18 protein-coding genes and 3 pseudogenes are annotated in these 22,576 nt (G+C 70.4%); 15 read left to right on the top strand and 6 right to left on the bottom strand.

The genetic code is table 11. The features are described 5' to 3' along the window. The first annotated feature begins 168 nt into the window (after positions 1-168). From ACFWJO_RS21285 to ACFWJO_RS21250, 8 genes are all read left to right on the top strand, one after another. Complete coding sequence (locus ACFWJO_RS21285; protein WP_386867289.1) at positions 169-795, top strand: hypothetical protein; 627 nt, start codon at positions 169-171, stop codon at positions 793-795. A gap of 35 nt (positions 796-830) precedes the next feature. After that, entirely contained in the window at positions 831-2,075 is a 1,245-nt protein-coding gene (locus ACFWJO_RS21280; protein ID WP_386867287.1) for an MFS transporter, read from the top strand. A gap of 8 nt (positions 2,076-2,083) precedes the next feature. Further along, positions 2,084-2,938 (top strand): hypothetical protein, encoded by an 855-nt coding sequence (locus ACFWJO_RS21275; protein WP_386867286.1) that lies wholly within the window; start codon positions 2,084-2,086, stop codon positions 2,936-2,938. A 36-nt stretch (positions 2,939-2,974) separates the two neighbouring features. Next, on the top strand, positions 2,975-3,952 hold the full coding sequence (locus tag ACFWJO_RS21270; protein WP_386867284.1) for a DMT family transporter: 978 nt from the start codon (positions 2,975-2,977) through the stop codon (positions 3,950-3,952). Positions 3,953-3,964: 12 nt separating this feature from the next. After that, complete coding sequence (locus ACFWJO_RS21265; RefSeq protein WP_386867283.1) at positions 3,965-4,582, top strand: DoxX family membrane protein; 618 nt, start codon at positions 3,965-3,967, stop codon at positions 4,580-4,582. Positions 4,583-4,707: 125 nt separating this feature from the next. Further along, positions 4,708-5,253 carry a carboxymuconolactone decarboxylase family protein gene (locus ACFWJO_RS21260; RefSeq protein WP_386867281.1) on the top strand — a complete coding sequence of 182 codons (546 nt, stop codon included), beginning with the start codon at positions 4,708-4,710 and terminating at the stop codon, positions 5,251-5,253. A 166-nt stretch (positions 5,254-5,419) separates the two neighbouring features. Beyond that, positions 5,420-6,604 carry an IS701 family transposase gene (locus ACFWJO_RS21255; RefSeq protein ID WP_386867422.1) on the top strand — a complete coding sequence of 395 codons (1,185 nt, stop codon included), beginning with the start codon at positions 5,420-5,422 and terminating at the stop codon, positions 6,602-6,604. A gap of 387 nt (positions 6,605-6,991) precedes the next feature. Beyond that, a complete protein-coding gene (locus ACFWJO_RS21250; protein WP_386867279.1) occupies positions 6,992-8,485 on the top strand; it encodes a vanadium-dependent haloperoxidase in 1,494 nt (497 codons plus the stop codon). Positions 8,486-8,682: 197 nt separating this feature from the next. Here ACFWJO_RS21250 and ACFWJO_RS21245 read toward each other — a convergent pair whose 3' ends face one another. Together ACFWJO_RS21245 and ACFWJO_RS21240 are read right to left on the bottom strand one after the other, a co-directional pair. Beyond that, the gene (locus ACFWJO_RS21245; protein ID WP_386867277.1) at positions 8,683-9,147 is read right to left on the bottom strand and encodes a MarR family winged helix-turn-helix transcriptional regulator; all 465 of its coding nucleotides are present in this window, start codon (positions 9,145-9,147) and stop codon (positions 8,683-8,685) included. A gap of 444 nt (positions 9,148-9,591) precedes the next feature. Beyond that, positions 9,592-10,572, bottom strand: a complete 981-nt coding sequence (locus tag ACFWJO_RS21240) for an aldo/keto reductase (protein ID WP_386867276.1) — start codon at positions 10,570-10,572, stop codon at positions 9,592-9,594. A 366-nt stretch (positions 10,573-10,938) separates the two neighbouring features. Between ACFWJO_RS21240 and ACFWJO_RS21235 the strand changes: the two genes are divergently transcribed. After that, positions 10,939-12,210, top strand: a complete 1,272-nt coding sequence (locus ACFWJO_RS21235; protein ID WP_386867427.1) for a hypothetical protein — start codon at positions 10,939-10,941, stop codon at positions 12,208-12,210. 203 nt (positions 12,211-12,413) lie between these two features. On the opposite strand, the pseudogene ACFWJO_RS21230 reads toward ACFWJO_RS21235, so the two are convergent. Next, a pseudogene (locus tag ACFWJO_RS21230) lies at positions 12,414-12,854 on the bottom strand (TetR/AcrR family transcriptional regulator); the annotation flags it as partial. Between the two features lie 108 nt (positions 12,855-12,962). Between ACFWJO_RS21230 and ACFWJO_RS21225 the strand changes: the two are divergent. Next, positions 12,963-13,622 carry a peroxiredoxin-like family protein gene (locus ACFWJO_RS21225; protein ID WP_386867274.1) on the top strand — a complete coding sequence of 220 codons (660 nt, stop codon included), beginning with the start codon at positions 12,963-12,965 and terminating at the stop codon, positions 13,620-13,622. 44 nt (positions 13,623-13,666) lie between these two features. On the opposite strand, the gene ACFWJO_RS21220 is transcribed toward ACFWJO_RS21225, so the two are convergent. After that, positions 13,667-13,810, bottom strand: a complete 144-nt coding sequence (locus tag ACFWJO_RS21220) for a hypothetical protein (protein WP_386867272.1) — start codon at positions 13,808-13,810, stop codon at positions 13,667-13,669. 215 nt (positions 13,811-14,025) lie between these two features. Further along, positions 14,026-14,322: a hypothetical protein gene (locus ACFWJO_RS21215; protein ID WP_386867270.1), complete on the bottom strand. Its 297-nt coding sequence runs from the start codon at positions 14,320-14,322 to the stop codon at positions 14,026-14,028. A gap of 80 nt (positions 14,323-14,402) precedes the next feature. Here ACFWJO_RS21215 and ACFWJO_RS21210 point away from each other — a divergent pair, with 80 nt between their 5' ends. The 5 genes and pseudogenes from ACFWJO_RS21210 to ACFWJO_RS21190 form a co-directional block, all read left to right on the top strand. Next, positions 14,403-15,398, top strand: coding sequence for a helix-turn-helix transcriptional regulator (locus ACFWJO_RS21210; protein WP_386867268.1), 996 nt, complete (start codon positions 14,403-14,405; stop codon positions 15,396-15,398). Positions 15,399-15,999: 601 nt separating this feature from the next. After that, the gene (locus ACFWJO_RS21205) at positions 16,000-19,521 is read left to right on the top strand and encodes an ALF repeat-containing protein (protein WP_386867266.1); all 3,522 of its coding nucleotides are present in this window, start codon (positions 16,000-16,002) and stop codon (positions 19,519-19,521) included. Next, on the top strand, positions 19,521-19,925 hold the full coding sequence (locus ACFWJO_RS21200) for a hypothetical protein (RefSeq protein WP_386867420.1): 405 nt from the start codon (positions 19,521-19,523) through the stop codon (positions 19,923-19,925). The genes ACFWJO_RS21205 and ACFWJO_RS21200 overlap by 1 nt, the downstream gene beginning before the upstream one ends. Positions 19,926-20,056: 131 nt before the next feature. After that, a complete protein-coding gene (locus ACFWJO_RS21195) occupies positions 20,057-20,557 on the top strand; it encodes a hypothetical protein (RefSeq protein ID WP_386867264.1) in 501 nt (166 codons plus the stop codon). Between the two features lie 129 nt (positions 20,558-20,686). Continuing rightward, positions 20,687-22,402: pseudogene (locus tag ACFWJO_RS21190) on the top strand (trypsin-like serine protease); the annotation flags it as partial. A gap of 60 nt (positions 22,403-22,462) precedes the next feature. Here the strand turns inward: ACFWJO_RS21190 and ACFWJO_RS21185 are convergent. Next, positions 22,463-22,576: pseudogene (locus ACFWJO_RS21185) on the bottom strand (Ion channel protein); the annotation flags it as partial.

Raw genomic sequence — 22,576 nt, 5'->3', positions numbered from 1 at the left:
CAGATCTCTTATATCTGTCAAAGGTCATATGGCATCGGACTGTTGGGTGGATGTCTGATGTCACCGAACTTTGAGATGCCTGCTTGTTGACAGGTCTCGCATGTTGCTATGGTCTCTGCCAAGCATCAGATCTCTTATAGTCTTCCTGTGCTGAACGAAGGAGCCGTCATGCCTGCCGAGACCCTTGTGGTGACCGAGGTCCCCGTCCTGGAGGACTCCGTCGACACCGCGATAGAGACGTGGCGCAAGCACAATGCCGCCCACCCCGCCCCGGGCCGCTCGCTGTACCGGGCGATGGACGGCGACACGCTCCTGGAGCTACTGCCGGTCGCCGGCCTCGACGCCGTCGCCGGCCTGCGTGACCAGTGGCAGAAGCTGTGGACGGAGCTGACCCCGGTTCTCGCGGGTGACTTCCGCCGGCAGGTCCTCGAGTTCGTCGAGGCGCCCAAGAACACCGACGACCTGATCCCTGACACCGCGTACATCCAGATGCGTCACGTCGAGGTGAAGCCTCCGGTCTTCGAGGCGTACCGGGAGTGGCGGGACCAGACGATCTTCGACGTGGTCCGCGGTGCGGACGAGGTCGAGGCCTTCCTCGCCTACCACTCGGTCCTGAGCACCGAGCCCGGCGTCATGTTCGTCTCCGGTTTCAACGCCGAGCCCGACGCCTACACGGCGGTCTTCACCGATGAGCGCTACCAGGAGATCGTCCGCCAGGCCGGCGACCGCTACATCACCGGCGGCGAGCGAGGCCTCTACACCAAGATCTACGTCCGCGTCGACGCCGAAGCCTGACCGTCGACCCGTCACATCGTCAAGGAGAGAAGGACATGCCGGCGCTGAACCGGTCTGAAGCTTCCTCGTCGGTCCGGGCGCCGGTCATCGGGGCCGTGTCCACCTGCCTGGTCGTCGCCACGGTCTACATGACGCCGCCGATCTTCCCGCAGATCGCGCGGACGCTCGGGGTCGACCCGGTGGACGCCCGCCTCTCGTTCTTCTTCGTGAGCCTGGCGTACTCCCTGTCGTTCTTCGTCTTCGGTCCCCTCTCGGACCGCTTCCAGGCGAGATCGCTCGCCCTGTGGGGGACGGTCGCCCTGGTCGTCCTCCTGGTGGCGGCCTCCCGGGCGCAGACGTTCGGGGTGTTCATCGCGGAACTGGCGGCGGCCGGCGTGGCCGCGGCGGCGATCCCAGCGGCGACCCTGGCACTCATGCCGCGCATCGCCCCGCCGGGCAAGGCCGGCGCGTACTTCGGCGTCGTGATCGCCGCGTCGGTGGCGGGGATTACCGTCGGCCGTTCCGCCACGGGGATCGTGGCGGGCTGGCTCGGCTGGCGGAGCGCGATCCTGCTCATCGCGCTGCTCAACGCCGCATGCCTGGCGGCGCTCCTCGCGCTGCCCCGCACCGAACCGAACGCCACGCACACCACCGCGCTGCGGTCGTACGGTCAGGCGCTGCGGATGTTCGGGCAGGGCCGGGTCGTCCGCCTGCTCCTCGTGGGAGCCCTGCTGTTCTTCGGATACCTGGGAGCCGTCACGTTCCTCACGTACCGGCTCGCCGATCCTCCGTTCGGACTGGGGGCGTCCGCGATCGGCCTGGTCAGCGCCATCGGCCTGGGGGCGCTCTTCGGGGCACCCCTGTCAGGGGCGATGGTCTCCCGGGTGGGCGCCCGGACGGTCGTCCTCAGCGCACTGCCCACCGCACTCGCCGGCATCCTCGTCCTGGCTTTCGCTCCCAGCACACCGCTGGTCGCCTGCGGGCTGCTGCTGGTCTTCCTCGGGGTGTTCTCCTGCCAGCCCGCCGTGCTCGTCCTGCTCTCGCAGGCCGTGCCCGAGCAGAACCGGGGGAGCGCCTCGTCGAGTTACATGCTCACCTGCCTCTGCGCCGGAAGCCTCTCGACGATGGCCCTGGGCCCCGTGTGGCGCGGACAGGGATGGACCGGAGTGGTCGCCACGGCCTGCGTCGCCGTGGCCGCCGCCATCCTGCTCGCCTTCTTCACCACCCGCCCAGCGGCTGCCGGCGGCGACGACGTCGCGACCGGCACGCCGATCGAATCCGCGACACCGAGCAGGAAGTGAGGCCACTCATGGGTCACGTCCGCGACTACGAACTCAGTCTCACCACCCAGGGCCCCACGTACCCGCCCAGCGAAGTGATGGACCAGCACGGCAACTTCATCGTGATCGGCCGCGTCAACAGGGCCGGTGACGCTGGACGGACACGATCGGAATGGGGCGCGGCCCTCGTCGCCGCCGACAGCCCGGTCCCGCCGTTCGGGGAGAACCACCCCTACACCATCGTCAAGGAGCTTCCGCTCGACCCGGCGGCACTCAGCCGGGAGGACCGCGACCGTGTGCTCCACACGCTGCCGCTGCCCCTGCCCTGCGCCAACTACCCGATGGTCTTCGCCCCCGAACAGTGCCCGGGGGCCGATCGGACACGGCGGCCCAGCCACCCGTTCCACCAGGTGCCCATTCCCGACCTGCGGCCGGAGGACGGGCCCAAGCTCACCTCGCCCGTCACCCTCGGGCAATGGGTCACGGCCCAGGGGCGCCTGGAGGTCGCGCTGACGCCGGACGAGCGTGCCGCGAGGTTCTTCTTCGAGTTCGACGCGCTGATCCCGAACAGTGTCTACACGATCATGTCGCTGCGCGAGCGCGACCTGGACCCGGCCGGTCCGACCCGCCCCGGGCCGCTCGGCGTGCCCAACGTCTTCGTCACCGACGACAGCGGCCGGGCCACGTACCAGGCCGTCATGCCGAACCCCTTCCCCGCGCCCGGGACACCCGGTGCGAACCGCATCGTCAACATCGTCGTGCTCTTCATGAGCTACCAGCAGAACTATGGCGGCGCCATCGGCTGGTTCGGCCTCGGCGGGGACATCCACGCCCAGCTCAAGCTGCGGCAGCCCGCCTTCCAGGAATTCACCACCCTCCCCTGAACTCCACCCCACCCTCCAACGCAGGAAGGATCTGACGTGGCCAGGTCCAAGACGGCCGGCGGCGTCGCCGGCGGTGTCATCAACGCGGTCGCCGGCGGAGGCATGTTCGCCGTCGCCAAATCCGGGTTCGACCACCTCGACCCCTATCACCTCGTCTCCGCCCGGTTCGTCGTCGCGGCACTCGTGTTCGTCGTCCTGCTCGCGATGAAGGAAGGGCTGAGCGCGCTGAGCTTCGACGGCAGGCTCCTCAGGCTGTGGTGGCTCGGAACCATCGGCTTCGCCGGGTTCAACCTGTTCGTGTACGTCGGCCTGCAGACCATCCCGTCCCAGAGTTCGGCCCTCGTCGTGGCCACCATGCCCGCGCTCACCGTCCTCGCCATCTGGGCGCGCAGCCGGCAGCGCCCCCGCGCGGCCACCCTGCTGTTCGTCGCCGTCGCCCTGCTCGGCGTGGCGCTCGTCCTGGGCAACGGCAACCCCGTCAGCGTCGCGACCGGTGGCGTCGGCTTCGGCGGACTGCTCACCCTCGTCGGCGCGGCTTGCTGGGTCGTCTACAGCACCGGAGCGGCGGCGAACTTCCCGGACTGGTCACCCCTGCGGTACACCTCGATCACCTGCCTCCTCGGCACCGTGAGCATCGTCGTCATCACCGCGTTCGCCGATGTGCTGGGCTGGATTCCGGACGCCGCGCCGAGCGACTACACCGCGTCCTGGTGGCAGATCCTCTACATGGCGATCCCGGCGAGCGTGATCGCGATGCTCGGCTGGTTCACGGCCCTGCGCACCCTCGGCCCGGCCAACGGCGCGCTGTTCATCAACCTCGTGCCGGTCACCGCCTTCATCGTCCAGGCATTCCTCGGCCACGTACCGACCGGCCCGGAGATCGCCGGCATCTGCCTGGTCATCGGCGCCCTGGTCGCCTCCAACCTCTACAGCCGCCGCCAGGCCGCCAAGGCCGCCGGCTCCGCCCCGAAGACCTCGAGAACGGACGAACTCCCCGTAGCCACCGGGAGATAGGAGGTCCGCCCCATGTCCCGCACCGCAGGAATCACCACACGCATACGCGCCGCATGGTCGTCGTTCGCCGCCGCCTACCGCCGCCGCAGCTCCGCCGTCCTCAGGATCAGCGTCGGTGTCCTCTTCCTCTGGTTCGGCGTGCTGAAGTTCTCGCCCGCCATGAGCCCGGCCGAGGACATCGCGATCCACGCCATGAGTGTCATGACCTTCGACACCGTGCCACCGGAGGTGTCGCGGCCCCTGCTGGCCACCATGGAAGTGGCCATCGGTCTCGGCCTCGTCACCGGCGTCCTGCTGCGTCTGGCACTCGCCGTCTTCTTCGTGCACATGCTCGGAGTGTTCTCGACACTCGTCCTCCTCGCCGACGAGGCGTGGTCCACCGCGCCCCTCGTTCCGACGATGGACGGCCAGTACATCATCAAGAACATCGTCCTCATCGCCGCCTGCCTCGCCGTCGCGACCGCGGCTCCGTCTTCGTCGCCGGTTCCGGCTCCGGAGACGGCCGCCGGGCCGGTGGCGGGCGCCCCCGCCGAGCCCGCCCCGGTGCAGGAGCCCGCCCCGGTGCAGGAGCCCGCTACGGCGCCGGAGCCCATGGAGGCTCCCCTCACCGCCGGGACAGCCGCGCGCTAGCCGGCGCGCGCATCCCGCACCCCCAGACGTCCCTGCGGGCGCGGTCCGCGGCCGGACCATCCTGCCGTCGCCGCGCCACCCGGGGATTCCCTTATCCCGTACACAGTTCCGAAAGGACCACCATCATGAGCAGGGTTCAGCTGATCCAGCCCGCCGACGCCCAGGGCGACTTCAAGGACGCTCTCGACACCGTGCAGAAGGGCATGGGCACCGTTCCCAACCTGGCCAAGGCGCTCGCGAACTCTCCCGCCGTGCTGAAGGCGTACCTGGCGCTCTCCGGCGCCGTGGGCGCGGGCCTCCCGGCCCCGGTCCGTGAGCGGGTCGCCCTGACCACGGCCGAGCACAACGGCTGCGACTACTGCCTGTCCGCCCACACGTACATCGCGGCCAACGCGGCGAAGCTGCCGGAGTCGGAGATCGCCGCGGCGCGGGAGGCCAAGTCCGAGGACGCCGCCCACCAGGCGGTGCTGACCTTCACCAAGTCCGTGCTGAGCAACCGCGGTCACGTCTCGGACGCGGAGCTCGACGCGCTGCGCGCCGCCGGCTACGGCGACAAGGAGGTCGTCGACCTCGTCGTGTCCATCGTGCTCAACATCCTGACGAACTACTTCAACCACGTCGCGGAGATCGAGATCGACTTCCCCGTCGTGCACGCGAAGCCGCAGGACTGACACGCACGCAAGCAGAGGGCCCGCATCCCGTCTCCGGGACGCGGGCCCTCGGGCTGTCCGGTCGCCGCGCGGACCAGGAGACCATAAGAAGTCTTACATGTATCTGATCTTTGATATACGGTGGCCGCGAAAGTCGGGTGGAACCGTGGAGGGGGATGTGAACGGGATGCGCGTCAGGCGGTCGAGAGGCTCGGGGGAACTCGCCGGTCGTGACGGGGTGGCGCGGGAGGTCGCGGGCAGGCTGCTCGCGTCGCTGCCCCGCCGTGACCAGCGCGCGAAGGGGGAGAGGTACGTCGAGGGGCTGCTCAGGGTCCAGGGCCGCAAGACCATGCGGGCCATCGCGGCCGTGGCCGGCGGGGGCGCCGCCGAGCAGAGCGTGCACCACTTCATCAGCAAGTCGTCGTGGGACTGGTCCCCGGTCCGCCGGGACCTGGGCCGCTTCGTGGAGCAGGCCCTGGTGCCGAAGGCGTGGGTGGTGCATCCCCTCGCCATCCCGAAGCTGGGGCGGCACAGCGTCGGCGTGCAGGAGTCGTACGTGGCCTCCTTGGGGCGCATGGCCAACAGCCAGCAGGCGTACGGGGTCTGGTGCGTCGGCGACGCGGCAAGCGCGCCCGTGGACTGGCATCTGCTGCTGCCGCCGGGATGGGTGGCGGACGGCGAGCGGCGCAGGCGGGCCGAGATCCCCGACGGTCTGGCCGAGGTGGATGCCGACAGGGCCGTCCTCGACGCCGTCCGGCGGACGGTCGACGGCTGGGTGTCGCGCCCTCGGCCCGTCGTCGTGGACGCCCGGCAGATCGAGGACCTGGTCGGTCTCGTCGACGGCATGCGCGAGGCCGGCCTTCCGTTCGTGGTCCGCATCCGGGAGTCGGCCCCGCTCGCCCCGGCCGACGCGCCGTCGGCCGGGGGCGAGCGGCGTGGTCCGGGGGCGTGGCGCATCGCGCAGGGAGCCCGGCCCGCCGCGCTGCCCGTCCGGTGGGCGGAGCGGGCACCGGAGGGGGAGCCGCAGCCCCTGGCGGCACGCGTGCCCGTCGTCCTGCGTGACCCGGGCCGCCGTGCCCTTCGCACCCCGTTGGCCATGGTGGCCGCCTGGGCCGACTCGCAGGCGACTGCCGGCGAACTCTGGCTGACCAACCTCTTCGCGGCCTCGCCCGGAGAGGTGCTGGAGTTGGGGCGGCTCCTGCGCCGTGTCGAGAACGACATGGAGGAGATCGGCGGCCGTGTGGGGCTGAAGGACTTCGAGGGGCGCTGCTACGGAGGCTGGCACCGGCACGTCACGCTCTGCTCGATCGCCTACGCGATCGCGGCGCTCGGGCAACACCGCGGAGTGGCAGACGAATTGCTGAGTGCCTAGCGGTCGCGGCACGCACGTGAAGGGGGGCACCCGTGCCGGGTGCCCCCCTTCACGCATGTCCCCGCGCACCGCTGGGCCCGGCGATATGACAAAGAACAAGCGGATGTCGCCGGCTGCTGGTTCCGTGCATCGGGATTCGTATACCCATCAGATCCTTGATTCCTCGGTGAAGATAACACCAGAAGCATGTATTTAACCGGACATGGCTGACTCAGGGTGTGCCACGCAGCGTGACAACGTGCCTGAAAGGCGGAGGAGTTGACAACTCTCCGTAACGGGCGGGACGTGCTCGTTCGGCCTATGTTTCTCGCACCGAACACGTCAGCGACCAGTCGCCGGAGCCCTTCGGGCGTGGCCAGTCGTCGCGAATTCCTCTCGGGAGACACCATGAGTCTTGCCATGAAGTCGATGCGCCGCGGACGGGGCGTCGGCATCTCCACCGCCGTCGCCGCCGCGCTGCTCGGCTCCGCGGTGCTCTCCGTGAGCCCCGCCTCCGCGGCGGCCACGGCGGACACGGCCCCGGCGGCCGAGGCGGAGGCAGGTGACAACCTCGTCATCCAGTGGAACAAGGTCGCCTACGACGCCCAGGTGACCGCCGCCAAGCCGACCAACAACCTCACTCGGCCGCCGCTCGGCAGCCGCACCTTCGCCACGCTGCACACCTGCATCTACGACGCCTGGGCCGCGTACGACTACAAGGCGGTCGGCACCCAGCTCGGCGATGACCTGCGCCAGCCCTGGTACAAGCGGACCGAGTCCAACCGCAAGGCCGCCCTCAGCTACGCCGCCCACAAGGCGCTGATCGCGATCTTCCCCGACCAGAAGGCGACGTTCGACGCCAAGCTGCAGAGCCTCGGCTACGACCCCGCCAACGCCTCCACCGATGTGCGGACGCCGGCCGGCGTGGGCAACGTCGCCTGCGGTGCCGTACTCAAGGTCCGCGAGAACGACGGCTCGAACCAGCAGAACAACTACGTCGACAACACGGGCTACAAGGCCGTGAACCCGGCGCAGGACATCAACGCGTTCGACAAGTCCAAGGTCGTGGACCCCAACCACTGGATGCCGCTCACCACCAACGGTGTCACGCCGGCGTTCGCCACCCCGCAGTGGGGCAAGATCACTCCGTTCGCCGGTACCAACCCGAACGACTACCTGCCGCCGAAGCCCCCGGCCTACGGCACCCCCGAGTCGGACGCCGCCATCAAGCTCATGATGGACGAGAACGCCAACCTCGACGACCGCAAGAAGGTCATCGCCGAGTTCTGGCTGGAGCGCGCCGAGACCCCGACCGGCCACCAGAACCAGTGGGCCCAGTTCGTCTCCCACCGCGACGGCCACACCCTCGGCGAGGACGTGAAGATGTTCTTCGCGCTGAACCTCGCCATGGGCGACTCCGGAATCGCCGCCTGGAACAGCAAGGTCGTGCACGACTACGCCCGCCCGATCTCGATGATCCGCTACGACCAGGCCGGCAAGACGATCCGCGGCTACGTCCCGGGCAAGGGCACGCAGGAGATCGACGGCTCCCAGTGGCGTTCCTACGTCACGACGCCGGCCTTCGCCGCGTATGTCTCGGGTCACGCGGTCTGGGGCGCCACGGCCGCCGAGTCCCTCAAGCTGTGGACGGGCAGCGACGCCTTCGGCGACTCCTTCACCTTCAAGGCCGGCACGTCGACCTTCGAGCCCGGCGTCACCCCCGCCGCCGACGTCACCCTGAAGTGGAACACCTTCACCGAGGCGGCCGAGGAGGACGGCATCTCGCGCATCTACGGCGGCGTCCACTGGCCGTTCGACAACACCGAGGGCCAGAAGCTCGGTCGCGCCGTCGCGCAGGACACCTACAACACGGCGATGCGGTACATCAACGGCACCGCCTGATCACGACGTGCGGCCCATCGCCCCGTGCGGCGGGCCGCACCGTCGGGCCGAACCTCCGGCGCCTGCAATCCCCCGACAGGCGCCGGGCACCCGGTCCGAGCAAAAGGTGAAGACCTTGCCCCTTCGGGCAAGGTCTTCATTGCGTTGCGAGCCGGCGGCAACGGCTCGCCCCCTTGCGGGGGCACGGCAGAACCGGGTCAGCGTGCGGACGACTTGCGCCCGGAGGGCGACGCGGCCCCCGCCAGGGCGCTGGAGCAGCGCTCCAGACTGGTGATCAACCCCTGGGCCTCGGCCTGGGTGAACTCCTCGGTGAGCCGCAGCTCCACCTCCGTCACCGCCTCGTCGGCCTTCGCCAGAAGGTTCTGGCCGGTCCGGGTCAGTCGCGCCTCAAGGATGTGGCTGTGCACGGGATGAGGCTTGCGCTCGACCAGGCCTCTGCCTTCGAGGGTCGCCAGGACGGACGACATCGTCTGAGGAGTGACCATGCAGCGCCGGGCCAGGACGGCGCCGGACAGGCCGGGCTCATGGGAAAGCGTCAGCAGCACGCTGTATTGGGGAACGTTCAGCTTGAAGGGCCGCAAGCAGCTGTGCTTGGCCGCACTGAGTTCCTGCTCCACCCGCTTCAGGTGGTGGCCGAGTCGCTGGTCAATGGGAAGCCGCATAGGGACACCTTAATGTCAGGTGTCTTACCTGTATACGAGCCCGACTAATTGTGGCCTGATCGGAATCCGTCCGGCCACTTGGAGTGCACTCACACTTCGTAACCGGGGATGCCTTGGCCGTAGTCGCCCGTGGCGCGCCGCCCGGGTGCGGGCCATGCCGGCCGTTGGCCTGCCCGCCGGGACCGAAGCGGCAGGTCACGGGGTCGTACGCGGGAGCTGTCGACGGTCGGGGGAGTGGTTCGCGCCGCCGGGGTCGACACCTGGGTAGCCGGTCAAAAGTCCGGACCTGATTCGCCGAACGTGTTTCCGGCGTATGCCATGCCGTTTGCGGGCCGTATCGCGCCGGCGGCGAAAAATCGGCGGTCGCGGAAACAGGGCGGAAAAGGGGAAGAGGGGTGCCCCATTCGGGTCACCCCTCTCGCGGTCGGGTCCGAAAAGCCGCGACTAGCCGTTCGCCAAGCGGAGTGCCGCCTCGGCGTACCGGGGGCCGGCCGTCACGCCCACGTCGAACAGCAGCGTGATTTCGCCGAGCGTCTCCTCGTCGAGGCGGATATCCGCTGCTTCGGAATTCTCTTCCAGATATCCGATGCGCTTCGTCCCGGGAATGGGGACGACGTCCTGGCCCTGGTGCAGCAGCCAGGCGAGGGCCAGTTGCACGGGCGTGTGGCCGAGCCGGGCGGCGATCGCACGCAGCCGCTCCACGAGTTCCAGGTTCTTCGCGAGGTTCTCGCCCTGATAGCGCGGATCGTTGTGCCGGTAGTCCCCCTCGGGCAGGTCCCGCAGCGACGTGATCGTCCCGGAGAGGAATCCGCGTCCTGCCGGCGACCACGGCACCAGGCCGATTCCCAGTTCGCGTGCGACGGGCCTGACCTCCTGCTCGATGCCCCGTTCCCACAAGGACCACTCGCTCTGCAGGGCGGTGACGGGGTGGACCGCGTGTGCCCGCCGCAGTGTCTCCGCGCTGACCTCGGAAAGCCCGATGTGCCGCACCTTCCCTGCCTTCACCAGCTCCGACATGGCGCCGATCGTGTCCTCGATCGGCACGCTCCGGTCCCGGCGGTGGAGGTAGTAGAGGTCGATGTGGTCGGTGTCCAGGCGCCGCAGCGATGCCTCGCATGCCTGGGTCACGTACTCGGGCCGGCCGTCGACGGTGCCCGGTGCGCCGCTTCCGCCGAAGGTGAAGCCGAACTTGGTGGCCACGACGGCCTCGTCCCTGCGGCCGCTCAGGGCGCGGCCGACCAGCTGCTCGTTGTGGCCATGGCCGTAGACGTCGGCGGTGTCGAGGAAGTTCGTGCCGATGTCGAGCGCGTGGCGGATCGTCGCGATCGAGGTGGCTTCGTCGGCCTGCCCGTACGTGTGGGACATGCCCATGCAGCCCAGACCGGTCGCGGACACCTCCAGTCCTCCGAGGTTCCGTGTGTGCATCGTGCCCTCCACCGTTCGAGATCTGATACTAATATGGTCTCTTACGGTACACCTGGATAGGGGCGGGGGGTATTGAAGCGTCCATATTCTGGTCCAGCAGCCGGTGCTGCGGGCCAGTGTTCGGAATTGAACTTTCCGTTTCCCTGCTTACGGGCCGGGCGTGCCTCAATCTGGTTAATGTCCACGAAACGGAGGGCGCCGAATCGGATGAACCGATGGTTCGTGTGCGGTCGTATCTCGTTGACAGTCGCGCCCGTGAAGGACTTGAATAGGTCTTGCGCCTGGGGGGCTGGTGCGGGCGGGGGAAGTCAAAGCTCGAAGTGGCCTCCATCACACCTTGGGTCTCACTTCGAGAGGTTTGCCACTATGCCGAAGGCCGTGGGGTCGTCCCTGTCGATTGGTCGAAGTCCGTCCTCCCCCGAGGTCGAGGACATGCTCCATGTGGCCGCCGCCATTCCCTCCCTTCGTGGGAAGTACGCCCACCTGCTCGGACTGTCGCGTCCCGTGGACCTGGCCGACGTGCCTGTCCTGACCCAGGACGAGTACCACGAGACCGTGCGTCAGCTGCTGGAGGACCCGCGCCATCGCCAGGGGGCCATTCTGTCGGCGGGCGGCGGCACTCTCACGCATCCCGAACTGAGCATGCTGCCCGACGACATGTTCGCGCCGCAGCTGCTCGCGCGATGGAAGCCGCTCGGCAGCGGTGACGTGGTCGCCAACCTCTTCCCGGCCGGCCGGCTGCAGTCCGCCTTCCACTTCTTCAACGTGTACGCCGCGCTGTGCGGTGCCACGACCGTGCCGATCGGGCACCTGAACGACGACGAGCTGGGGCAGTGGCTCGACTTCCTCGAGAACCGCGGTGTCACGGCCCTGGCCGCGCCGTCCGCCGTCATCGCCCGTGTGGTGCGGATGGCCGCGGCCTCGGGCCGCTCGCTGCCGTGGCTCCACAAGATTCTCCTCAGCAGCAGTGGTGACGTCACGGGCACGGCCGAACTGGTGAGGCTCCACCTTCCGCAGGCGCGGATCTGGGGCCTCTACTGCTCGCCCGCCTCCGGTCCCATCGGGCACAACACGCCCGAATGTCCGGCCGACACCTTCCATGTCCTGCCTCATCAGTACGTCGAGGTCGAGGACGAGCGGCTCATCGTCACGAACATGCACGCGGACTCCGCCTTCCCGCTCCTGCGGTTCCAGACGGGCGGACTCGTCGACCTCGTCACGTGCACCTGCGGTCGAGCCGAGCCGACCGTCCGGCTGCGCGGGCAGAGCGGCAGCGCGCTCACCTTCCGGAGCCGCACGTTCGCCGCGGAGGAACTGGTCGCGCTGGCATGCGGGGAGGAGGACGTGGCCGAGGCACAGGTCATGCTGGTCAACCAGGGCACGGCCGACGAGCAGTTGTGTCTCGCCGTACGGCTCCGGCCTGGTGTTCCGGCCGATGAGTACACCTCTGGGTGGATCCGCAGCCAGGTCCTCGGCCGGCACCTGACGCTGCGGGGAGCGGTGGACGAGGCGCCGGAATCCTTCGAGGTGATCGCTGTGGAACGGCTCTCCGGAGCGGCCATGGTCGGCGGGGCTCCGGCCCTGGTCATCGCGGAGCAGATTCCCGAAGTCTTCCACCAGTACGAGGAAGCCAGCTGACCTTCGCCATGCGTCGAGGGGGGCCCGGGTGTCGGGCGCCCCTCCACACACGTTGTTCCTCCCACGGGGGACGCAGCCAGCGCCGACCCCCCACCCCCGCTGGACCTCCTCCGGTCTGGACCGGTGCGGGGACAGATCTTTCCACCGTGGGCGAGCAGAGCCAGCACCTCCGCCACTGATTCCGTTTCGACGGCCTCGCCCAGCTGCCCCTTCGCCTTCGCCGTGGCGAGGGCGTCCCGCAGGGCGTCGTGGAGGCGCTGGTGCTGGCGGTCGAGGACGGCGCGGACGCCGGCCTCCTGCTGCTCGGTGCCGGCGTGGGCATTGGAGACCATGCAGCCCCAGCCGGCGAACTCGCCCGTGCACCGGGTCGTGATCAGGTTCTCGAAGAACTCCTCGACCGTGGGCAGCCCGCGCCCCTCCTCGGCCAGACGGCGCAGGTTCGGGGCCCGCTCCTCGGTGTAGCGCTCCAGGGCGGCCATGTAGAGCTGCTGCTTGCTGCCGAAGGTGGCGTACAGGCTCGAGCGGTTGATGCCGGTCGCGGTCACGATGTCCTGGATCCCGGTCGGGGCCAGGCCCTGCCGCCAGAAGAGCCGGACGACCGTGTCCAGGACCGCGTCCGGATCGAAATGCTTGATGTCCGCCACCGCACGCCCTCCAAGTTGTAACGACAATTCCAAGATACCTCTGGCAGGGGGCTGCGTGGCCCGCTATCTTGAAACGACTGTTTCAAGATTTGTTCCCAAGGAGCTTCCATGAGCCTCAACGCCGAGCTGCGCGCCTTCTTCGAGAGCCGGCAGGAGCACATCCCGGCCCACGTCCGGGAGATCATGAACCGGGCCGGCCGGGAACTCGCCGAGTCCGGCCAGGCCGAACGAGCCCTCAACGTCGGTGACTTGGCCCCTGGCTTCAACCTGCCCACCGCCACCGGCGACCCGGTCTCCCTGCGTACGCTCCTCGGCTTCGGGCCGGTGGTGCTCACCTTCTACCGGGGCGCCTGGTGTCCGTACTGCAACCTCGCCCTGCGCGCCCTCCAGCAGCACCACGGCGACATCGCGGCACGCGGCGCCCGCCTCGTCGCCGTCTCCCCGCAGATCCCGGACGAGTCCCTCACGCTCGCCGAGAAGCACGAACTCGCCTTCGACGTCCTCAGTGACCTCGGCTCCGACGTCGCCAAGCAGTACGGCCTGGCCTTCGACCTCCCGGACGACCTGGCCGAGGTCTACCAGGGCTTCGGCATCGACCTCCAGCACGCCAACGGCGGCCACGCCCGCACCCTCCCGCTGCCGGCCACGTACGTCATCGCCCAGGACGGCACCATCCGCTGGGCCTTCGTCGACACCGACTACACCGTCCGGGCCGAACCGGCCGACATCCTGGCCGCCCTCGACGCCCTCGACGCCCTCGGCCGCTGACGAGACGAAGCGGCACCGATCGGAGGTCAGGGCGACCGCGTTCCCTACTGCCAGCCCATGTTTTCCTGTGCCGTGGCGGTGGGGACGGACGGGGCGGGCGCGGCAGCTGACGTCGAGGCGGCGAACAGCGGGGCGACGAGGGCGAGTGCGAGGACCGCGGCGGCCTGGGCGATGCGCATGCGAGACATGGGGTTCTTCCGTTCCTGAGCGTGGGCGGCACGTCGGACACGTGTCCCGGACCGGTCGCGCCCCGCGGTGGCGCTTTACGGTCCGAGCGTCTTCGGGATGAGTGTCCGTTCGGGCAAGAACTACTTTCGCCGCACGTCAGGGGAGGTGGAAGAGCCGACGAGTGGACGGAAACGGCAGCGGCCGTTTGTGTCCACCTGCTGCGGGGCAGCTCTTGTCACTGTCCTTCGAGGACGATCAGCGGGGCTTCCGCGCGCAGGAGAGTCCAGCCCGACAACTCGGGGCGGCTCGCAAGCAGCCGGGCGCAGACGGCTGCCGCGCTCGCTTCCGCCCGGGCCAGCGAGTCGTCAACGAGGAAGAGGCCCAGCACCGGTGCAGAGGGCGGGTCACCGTGCACGCTGACGTGCTCCACGCCGTCCTCGGGACGGGCGCATCCGTAGACGAGAGCGCGCACGTCGGAGGGCAGTTCACCGCCCGAGGCCGGCGGTCGCAAGTGCGCGTGTACGAGGTACATAACCCCATCCTCCTGCCCTCCCGCTGCGGGCATATGATGATCTTTTTGTGCTGGAGATGAGCAGTTCCGGGGGGAATCGCATGCTGTCTGCGCTGGGTCTCGACACCATGGCGGAATCCGTCTACCGCGCCATGCTGGCCGCTCCGGGAGACGGCGTCGCGGCCCTGGCCGCCCGGGTCGGCGCGAGCGAACAGCAGGTACGTGACGGACTCGATGTCCTCAGCGAGCTCGCGTTGGTCCGGCCGTCGGCCGAGAACGGGGGACTGCGCGCGGTCTCGCCCGACCTCGGGATGGAAGTCCTGATGGCCCGGCAGCAGGCCCGGATCGCCGCCCAGCAGCAGCGGCTGGAGGCCTCCCGCGCGGCGGCCGCCCAGTTGATCTCGGAGTACGCCGACCTGCGCCCTGCCGGCGCCAGCCCGGGAGTCGAGCAGTTGATCGGCCTGGACCGGATAAGGGACCGTCTCGCGCAGCTGACGCGTGAAGTCCGCCACGAGGTGATGACTTTCGCGCCCGGAGGGCCTCAGACGGAGGAGAACATCACCGCGTCCCGGCCGCTGGACGCCGAGTTGCTGGGACGCGGGGTGCGGTCCCGGGTGGTGTACCTGGACAGCGTCCGCCACCACAGGCCGACCGTGGAGTACGCGCGCTGGATGGCCTCGTCGGGCGGAGAGGTCCGCACCGCCGCTTCCCTGCCCACCCGGCTGATCATCGTGGACCGGTCGACCGCCGTGATACCCGTGAGCAGCGACGACACCGCGGGCGGCGCCGTCGTGCTGACCGGGCAGGGAACGCTGACCGCGTTGTGCGCGCTGTACGAGAGCGTGTGGGCCGCGGCGCAACCACTCGGGGAGACCCCCGTCCGTGACGCCCACGGCCTGAGGGCTCAGGAGGCGGCCCTCATCTCCCTGCTCTCCGAGGGGCACACGGACGAGACGATCGGCAAGCGGCTGGGGGTGTCCACGCGTACGGCCCGGCGGATCGCGAACGACCTCATGGAGCGGCTGGGCGCGCGCAGCCGGTTCGAGGCGGGCGTCCGGGCCGTCCAGCACGGATGGCTGCCCGCACGACCGCGCTGACTGCGCCGGGCCCGGGAGATCGCTCCGGTCGGCCGGCGGGCGGCTCGTGCGGGCCGCTGAGGGGTGAGCAGGCATCGTGATCCCGGAACGGGTGGTGGCGGAATGAGCGGTTCATGGGCTGCGGGCCGTGCCGCCGTCTCGTCGGCACGGCGGGCGACTCCAGTCTTCCCGCATCCCACCGTCCTCGGAAAGCCGGGCCCGCTGGCCTGAAGGGGCCTGGACCGCAAGTGTCCAGCCCAGGCGGGGCGTGACCCCGGCAGCCCGCCTGCCCGGTCCATGACTCCTGGTACGGCGCGGAGGTGAGCGGCGCCGCGGCGTGTTGCCCGGGCGCCCTCCGGCCCGAACCGCGATCGGCCAGATCGGGCCAGGGACGCTTCCGGCCACCCGTATCCCCTTCCCCCCGCGTTCCCCGCGCGCCGAGAGTGGTGATCGCCGCCAGGGAGCGCAGCGTGACCCGGCCGGCACGCCGCAGGCACGTCACCGCGGGACTCGTATCCGGAGTCCGACGCGACGTACCGGGGTTGCGGCCACCGACCACGAGGGTCCGTCGGGCCGGGAGCACGTCCTGGCAGGGATCACACCGCAGGGGAAGGGAGTCGTGATGGCTCAGCGTCCACGACAGTTCAGCAGACGTCAGATACTCGGCGTGTTCACGGGGGTGGCGGCGGCGTGCGTGCTGCCGGAGTGCACCGGGCTTTCCCTCCCGGCGTACGCGGCGGGCGGTGCGCCCTCCCTGCCCGCGGGTTCCGGTCTGCCGGACACCGAGCGGGGCCGGGTCGTCTGGGCGTACCGGACGGGCGGGCGCGCCGTCCGCACCGCGGCGGCCGCGGCCCTGGTGGGGGGTGCGGCGGGCGTGACGGCCTTCCTCCAGGAGAGGCTGCCCGCGGCCCGGGCCGAGGACAACCGGTTCACGCTCACAAGGTCCCTGGTGACGGCGGGCAGGGCCACCCGCGAGAGCATCGGCGCGGCGCTGTCCGGCGGCACGGCGGCGGTCGAGGCGTACCTCATGGGCGGGTTCCAGACCGCGGTGCGCGAGGACCTCAGGGTGGCCGTGACCACGGTCATGGCGCACGGTGGCCGTGCCGTGAAGCGTGAGGGTGCCGCCGCGCTGGACGCCGGGTCGGACTTCGCTCTCCGCGCCTTCCTGAGCGGCAGGCAGTTCACCGCTCAGGAGGAGGACGAGCGGGTGCGGGTGACGTCCATCCTCGTGACGGCGTCGCCGCAGGTACGGGAGTACGCGCAGCGGGCGCTGGACGACGGGACGCCGCGGGCGATCCGGTGGTTCCTGGAGACGGGCCAGTACATCGCCCGCGCCCGTGACGAGGAGAAGGCGACGATCCAGCAGCTGGTCAAGGTCGTCGAGGCGGAAGGGCAGCGCGCCGGCCGCAAGACGGACGAGGCCGTCGAGCTGTCCGAGCAGGCGGTCAAGGCCGCCGAGGACGCGAAGAGGGCGGCGCTGGAGGCGAAGGTCGAGGCCGAGGCCGCCGAGAACGACGTCCAGCGCTCTGCCAAGGCTGCGAACAAGGCGGCTCAGGCCGCCAGGGGCGCCGCGGCGGCCGCGGCGACCGCGGTGTCGGCCTCGCGGACCGCGCAGGCCGCCTCGCAGCGTTGCGTGGCGGCCGCGCAGGCCGCTGCCGCAGCAGCCGCAGCGGCGGGACGCGCCGCGGCTCAGGCCTACCATGCGGCGATCGGGGCCTCGAAGGACGCTTCGATGGCGGAGGCGGCCCGGACGGCGGCGCGGGCGGCGACTGCCATGGTCCAGTACGTCCGCACGGTGGCCCAGAAGGCGGGGATCGCGGCCGTCGCCGCCGAAGCGGCCGAGGCCGCGGGCGCGGCCGCCGCCGGCTCGGCGCTCAACGCGGCGTCGGCCGCCAGGGCTTCGGCCGACGCGGCCCTGGCCTCCGGCGCCGCGCAGTCCGAGGCCGCCGTCGCGCAGCGGGAGGCCGCCGTGGCGGAGGCCGCCGCCGCCAGGGCGACGCAGGCCGCGGCGAAGTCCCGGACCCTGGCCGGGCAGGCGGCAGCCGCCGCCCACGTGGCGCGCGAAGCAGCCGAGAGTGCCGCCGATCACGCCGAGAAGGCTGCCGCGCGCGCTCTGGAAGCGGCGAACCACGCCGGCCAGGCGGTCGACTACGCCAACCGGTCGACCGAGGCCGCCAACGCGGCCGTCGAGGCGGCGAACAAGGCCGCCGCGGCGGTCGACAAGGCACGCGAGGTGGAGCAGGCGGCCCGCGAGGCCGAGACCGCCAGGCTGGCCGATGAGACCGCCGAGGCGGTCGAGCGGGCGCGGCTGGAGGCGGCCGCGGAGACGGGCCGGCTCGAACGGTTCAACCGGGAGCGTACGCAGGAAGCGCGCCTGTCCGCGGAGCTGCTCGCGCTCATCGCCTCCGCGGAGGCCGCGCTGAAGGACGGCAGGACCGCCGAGGCCGTGGCAGCCGGGCGCAAGGCCGCGATCAGGCTCATTGACCGGTCCGGCACGTGGACCCGGCAGGCCGCGGAGTTCGCGCTGGCCGGCTCGGACGAGGACGTCGTCCACTGGATCGACGCCGACCGTCTCATCGCCCTGCAGCAGGACAACATCGAGAACGTCGCGGCCATGGCCGCGATCTCCACGAAGAACGTGGCGCTGGCCGCGGTGGACGTGCTCAAGACCGAGGACCACGCCAAGGTCAGGACGTTCCTGGAGAGCGGGGCGGTCGAGGCGGCCAAGGAGGACAACCGGGTCGAGGTGACGACGGTCCTGGCCGACGGGACCACCGGTTCCGCGGTGCGGCGTGCCGCCGTGGCCGCACTGGAGGCGGGCACCGCGCAGGCCCTGCACGACTTCCTGCACGTCGAGCGCACGAAGGCCGTCCACGAGGACGACCGGGTGGCGGCCACCACACTGCTGCGGAACGGGGGCCCCTACGTCAGGGCAGCCGCCACGATCGCCCTCGAGGGCGACACGCACATGCTGCGCCAGTTCATCGGCACCACGCAGTACGAGTTCGCGCGGATCGACCATGACCACGCCACGCACATCAGCGCGGTCCGGGCGATGATCGCGGGCGCCGCCAGGACGGCCCAGGAGGCGCAGGAGAACGCGGCACGGGCTTCCGAGGCCGCCGCCCTCGCACGCGACGCCGCCGCGAAGGCGACCGAGTGGGCCGAGCTCGCCAAGGGGTACGCCGCAGCCGCGACGCTGTCCGCCCAGGAAGCGCGCAAGAACGCCGAGGCCGCCGAGGGCTCCGCAGCCCAGGCCGCCCGCTCCGCCGAGACCGCGCGTCAGGCCGCCGCCGCGGCGCGTCAGGCCAGCAGTGTGGCCCGGAGCGCGGCGACCCGCGCGGTGCGGTCCGCCACCGAGGCCGCTTCCCACGCCGCGAACGCCGCGGCTTCGGCTGCGGCAGCCCGCCAGGCATCGCTCGCGGCAGGAGCGAGCGCCGACGCAGCCGCGCAGTCGGCACTGGAGGCCAAGCACCTCGTCATCGAGGCCGCGAGGCAGGAGGCGATCCAGAAGGCGCTGGACAACGCGACGACCCCCATCAAGCCGGGCACGAACGGCCTGCCCGAGGGTGCCGAGAGCTGTCTGACGCCGTTCGGCAAGCCCGTCGAGTCCGGCAACGGCACCAACCCGTGGGAGCTGGGCTGGAGCTGGCTCACCGGCAAGGGCCCCACGTCGCAGTGCTTCGGCCCGAACGACGACTTCACCCGCATCTACCGTGAGCACCAGCACACCCAGGAGGCGCTCGCCTTCTTCGCCAACCGTACGCGCACGGGCGAGTACGAACTCGGCCGCACGCTCAAGTACGACTACTCCCTCGGCGGGTTCGACGGTGCGTGGAAGTACCTCCAGGACTACGGGACGCTCTCCACGGCCGGTCTCACGGGAAACCTCGCGTACACGTTCCTGGGTTCCCACCAGGTCCGGATGACCCCGACCCGCAAGAACGCGGACGGCTCCGTCGTGTGGCGGTACACCGCCTACAACGAGTCGGACATCGAGTCCGCGACCCACCCCCCGGTCGTCGGCTACACGGACTGGTGGAGCAACAACGTCGGTTCGCTCGTCGACAAGATCGTCGGCGACTCCGGTCCGATGTCGCCCAAGACCCAGGTCATCGAATTCGACGTCACGCTGGGCCCGTGATGCCGGTGGAACCCGGAAGGGCGGGTGCCGGGCGGCTCATCGCCCTCCTGGCCGCCGTCGTGTCGCTCGTCTCGGGGTGCACGGGCTCCGTCGACCCCGGCGAACTGCCCGGCGTGTACCGCAACGACGGGACGGGCGCCGAGCTGCGGCTCGAGCCCGACGGGACGTTCTCCGCCGTGGACGTGGTGACGGACGGATCCTCCGACCCCGCCGACTTCAGCGGCCGGTGGGAGTGGCTCGGTGACCAGGCGGGCAGCGACTTCGTCTACCTGTCGGTCGACAGCGGCGCGCTCGGCAAGGTCGCCGGCATCCAGCTCTACCCCAGCGGAGGGAACACGATGGAGTTCCGTCCGGATCCGGACGGACCGCCCTCCTCGAAGCTCACCAAAGCGGCAGCGCCGTAGCGGCTGCCCGCCCCTTCCGGACTTCGGACGTCAGCCGACTTCCTTCTCTTTCTCAGCAGCTTTGACCACGGGGCCGCGGAGAACTCTCCCCTGCCTCCATCGACACCGACTTGAGGAAATTCAGGACTGTGATGAACGCACGCAAGGCATGGACGCGCACGCTGGGAACCGCGATCGCGGCCGGTGCGCTGGCATGGGCCGCGGTGGCCGCGGGCCAGCCCTCTGCCGCCCCGACCAGCGAGCCCGTCGCCGAGACGGGGCCCGGGTACGCCGTCGAGGACTACAACTACCCGAACGCCGACAAGATCCTGGCCGAACAGGGCTTCCTCCTCAAGCGCGGCGACGGTCACATCCTGCTCGCCGACTGCGCGAGCGAGACCAACCTCCTGAGATTCCTGGCCCGCGACCGGGCGGACGTCTGCTTCAAGGTCACCGGCGCCACGGGCTTCCTCACCTTGGAGCTCGCGTCGGTGCACGGAGTGCGGACCAGCGATGCCGGCAACACCCACCTCGAGATGACCGCCGAGAACGACCGCGTCGAGTACGACATCCCCGCGAAGACCTGGGAGGGCGTCGGCGAGTCCGTCGACGGCCGGGAGCACGTCCTGGTCGAGATCCGCGTCACCAAGTAGCCCGAACAGCGGCGCACCTGAGGATCACGACCCTCGGCGTCGCTCACGCCAGACGATTCGACCGTCGGCCCTCACCGTCCGCGCCCACGCGCGGCGGCCTGCCGACGCCCGTTCTCCTGAAGGAAGAAAATGTCCGAACCCCGTCCGCGCGCCGCGCGGATCAGCGGTCTGCTGGCCGTCACCGCCGTGACCTCCATGGGTCTGCTCCCGGCCACGCCCGCCCTTGCGGCCACCGGCGCCGAACCGGCGGTCGGCACTCACCCCTACGCCGTGCAGCTCAGCATCGGCGGCGAGGCCGACGGCCGCGGCTGCACCGGCACGCTGGTCGACAAACTGTGGGTGCTCACCGCTGCCAGCTGCTTCGCCACCACTCCCGGAAGCCCGGTCCCGGCCGGCAAGCCGGCCCTCGCTGCCACCGCGACCCTCAGCGACGGCAAGGTCTTCCGCGTCACGGAGATCGCCCCGCGCGACGACCGGGACGCCGCACTCGTACGACTGGCCGCGCCCGCAAAGGGCATCAAGACCGCCGCCCTGGCAGGCTCCGTCCCCGCCGCCGGCGGCACCCTGACGGCCGCCGGGTTCGGACGCACCAAGACCGAGTGGGTCACGGACAAGCTCCGCACCGGCTCGTTCACCCTCGACTCCACCACCGCCGGTGAGCTCAGCATCACCGGCAAGGGAACCGACGCCATCTGCAAGGGCGACACCGGCGGCCCGCTGCTCGACGCCGCCGGCGAGATCGTCGGGGTCAACTCCCGGTCCTGGCAGGGCGGCTGCCTGGGCACCGCGGCGACCGAGACCCGTACCGGCGCCATCTCCGCCCGCGTCGACGGCCTCGGCCCGTGGCTCCAGTCCACCAAGCGGCTCCCGGCCGTCCTGCGCGCCGGCGACACCCTCCAGCCCGGGGACACGATCGCTTCCGACAACGCGAAGCTGATCATGCAGACCGACGGCAACCTGGCGATCTACCACACCACCGGGGGCCAGAACGAGGGCGGCGCCCTGTGGGCGTCGGGCACCGGCGGCAACCCGGGCGCGTTCGCGAAGATGCAGGCGGACGGCAACTTCGTGGTCTACAAGAAGGGCGGCGGCGAGTCCGACGCCGCCAGTGCGCTGTGGTCGTCCCGGACCTGGAACAACCCTGACGCCCGCCTGGAGCTGCAGGCGGATGCCAACCTCGTCGTCTACACCAAGGACGGCGGCCACGGCATCGGCGGCCACCTGTGGCACTCCGACACCTACCCGCGCGGGGACAAGCTCCCCGCCGACGGCAAGCTGATGCCCGGGTCCTGGCTGACCAACGGCAAGCAGGCGCTGATCATGGACATCCAGGGCAACGTCCTGATCCGTGACCTGGCCACCGGACGTGAGCTGTGGGGCAAGTACACCTGGGACTGGTACTCGTACCTGCACATGCAGAACGACGGCAACCTCGTCCAGTACAAGCGGGGCACCGGCAACGGCAGCGGGGCCCTGTGGTCGACCAGCACCTGGAACGGTGCCGGCTCCTACGCCACCCTGGACGCCAACGGCAGCCTGACCGTGCGCTGGAAGGAGGGCGGCCCGCGGTGGAGCAGCCTGAGCCTGCGCGGTGAGCAGTCCGGCCGCTGCCTGGACTTCAACGGCACCAACGCCGTGATCTGGGACTGCTGGGGCGGTGCCAACCAGCAGTGGGACTACACCGCGGCCAAGGAGCTGCGGACCAACAACGGCACCAGTTGCCTGACCGCCGAGCCCGGCGCCCCGCAGACCTCCCGTCTGACGGCCGAGCCCTGCGACGGCCGAGCCGAGCAGAAGTGGAACTACGACGGCACCACGATCGCCAGCGCGGTGAAGCCCGACCAGTGCGTGAACGTGTTCAGCGAGGCCACGGCCAACAACTCCGCCGTCGGTCTCTGGCAGTGCGGCGCCGTCGCCGTAGCCGTCGCGGTCCAGGTAGACGATGAGGACGGTGATGATCAGGACGACGAGCGCCATCGAGAGGCGCTTGGCGACCTGGAGGAGCGGACGCTCGACGAC

Origin of the sequence: Streptomyces sp. NPDC127092 (assembly GCF_042722475.1) — a bacterium.
GTDB lineage: Bacteria > Actinomycetota > Actinomycetes > Streptomycetales > Streptomycetaceae > Streptomyces.
Note: the sequence above shows the minus strand (reverse complement) of the source record. Positions and strands in the feature narration are given on the sequence as shown.